The following is a 1,650-nucleotide window of genomic DNA, read 5'->3' as shown; positions in this document are numbered from 1 at the left end:
GCGCGGCCGGGTGAGGGCCCCACGGCGGCCGAGGACGCGCTCCCTCCTCTGTCTATCGTACCCGGTCGTTCAACGCAGTCGGGTGAGCGCTTGACCCACGACGCGGACCGCCGCCTGCGCGGCTTCGGCGGCCTCGCGGATGCGCCAGCGGCTCATGTCGCGGTCCTCGACGTGGTTGCTGATGCCGCGCAACTCCAGGAACGGTACCTGGTAGATAGCCGCCACGTGCGCCAGCGCCGCGCCCTCCATCCCCTCGCACACCGCCCCGAACCGCGCCGCCCGTTGCCGTCCCAGCGCGCCCGTCCCCGAGCAGGCGGAGACGGTGACGAACGGACCGGTCCGCACATCCATTCCGGCGTGCTCCAGGGCCGCCCGTGCACGTTCCACCAGCGCCGCGTCCAGCGGAAACTCGTTGAACCTGGGTGTCCCCTCCGCCCGCCAGAGTGGGATCCCGATCTCCTCCGTCGATATCCACCCGCCCGGCGCCTCCACCCCTTCGTCGCCGTAGATGGCGCTCGTCGCCAGGGCGATGGAGCCGATCTCCAGCCCCGAGCCCGGGTACGCCCCGCCGATCCCGAAGCCGATCACTCCACTCACGGCGCGCGTCTCCAGCAGGGCCGTCAGCGCGTGGGCGGCGTTGGTCTTTCCCATCCCCCCGGGAAGCAGAATGACGTCGCTCCCGTCCAGCCGCCCCGCCCACGCCGGCTTGCGCCCGACGAGCACGTTCTCCGCGCCGTCCAGTGCCGCGCGAAGGCGCTCGCACTCGAACGGAACGGAGCAGACCAGGGCCAGCGGAGCGGTGGATGCGGTCACGATCGGGCAGCAGGTGGCGGGGTTGGCGTGCGGCCGGAATTTACGTGGCGCGCCGCGTGCCGGATACGGGACGGCCGCCCATACCCCGGACTGGACCCGATGCGCCGCTTCGCCGTCCCGATCGCCTGCCTGGCCCTGGCCGCGTGCCCGGCCCCGCAGCGGCCCGTGCCTCCGCCCGCACCCGCGCCGGTGCAGGCGGGTCCGCCCGCGCCGCCCGTGATCGCGCAGTCGCAGAGCGTATGGACTCGCACCGCGGGTTTGGCGCTGCGCGGTGAGACAGGCGCCGTGACCCTGCCCTTCGTCTTCATGCGGATGGAGGTGCTGCGGGCGGACACGACGGAGTTGCTGGTGCGCTGCATCCACTGTCCTGGCGCGCCGTCGGGCTGGCTGCCGCGAGAGAGCGTGGTGCACGTGCCCCTGGACATCGTGACCGCCGCGGAGATGGATCTGGCCGACTTCGCCCTCGCCATCCGGGACGCCGCCTCGCGCCGCGACGTGCCGGCGCTGCGCCGGGCGATGTCGCGCGATTTCGTGCACACGCTGGGGCCCATCGACCCCGGCATTCTGGAAACGCTGGCCGAGTGGGAACGCGAGGGATACCGCGCGGTGGACCGCCTGCCCTTTCTGCTGGACCGGGGCATCGCCAGCGTGGCCGGCACCCCGATCTGGGCGGCCCCGCCGGAATACGCGTCGGACCTGCGCTACAACGGCCTGCGCGCCGGCTTCCGCCGCGGACGCGAGGGGTGGGAATGGGTGTTTCTGGTCAGCGGCGGGATGTGAGGGGAAGTGCGTGAGTGCGAAAGTGCGAAAGTGCGAAAGTGCGAAAGTGCGAAAGTG

The 1,650-nt window shown here is 72.3% G+C and carries 2 protein-coding genes; one reads left to right on the top strand and one right to left on the bottom strand.

Annotated features, from left to right (window positions below; translation table 11 throughout):
* Nucleotides 1–69: 69 nt before the first annotated feature.
* Nucleotides 70–813, bottom strand: coding sequence for a futalosine hydrolase (mqnB, locus tag VIB55_RS12535; protein WP_331876987.1), 744 nt, complete (start codon nt 811–813; stop codon nt 70–72).
* Between the two features lie 99 nt (nt 814–912).
* Between mqnB and VIB55_RS12530 the strand changes: the two genes are divergently transcribed.
* The gene (locus VIB55_RS12530) at nt 913–1,593 is read left to right on the top strand and encodes a hypothetical protein (RefSeq protein WP_331876986.1); all 681 of its coding nucleotides are present in this window, start codon (nt 913–915) and stop codon (nt 1,591–1,593) included.
* Nucleotides 1,594–1,650 lie beyond the last annotated feature (57 nt).

Origin of the sequence: Longimicrobium sp. (assembly GCF_036554565.1) — a bacterium.
Lineage (GTDB): Bacteria > Gemmatimonadota > Gemmatimonadetes > Longimicrobiales > Longimicrobiaceae > Longimicrobium.
Note: the sequence above shows the minus strand (reverse complement) of the source record. Positions and strands in the feature narration are given on the sequence as shown.

Coding starts and splice junctions, on each gene's coding strand:
- VIB55_RS12530 (WP_331876986.1), top strand. CDS start 913: ATGCGCCGCTTCGCCGTCCCGATCGCCTGCCTGGCCCTGGCCGCGTGC.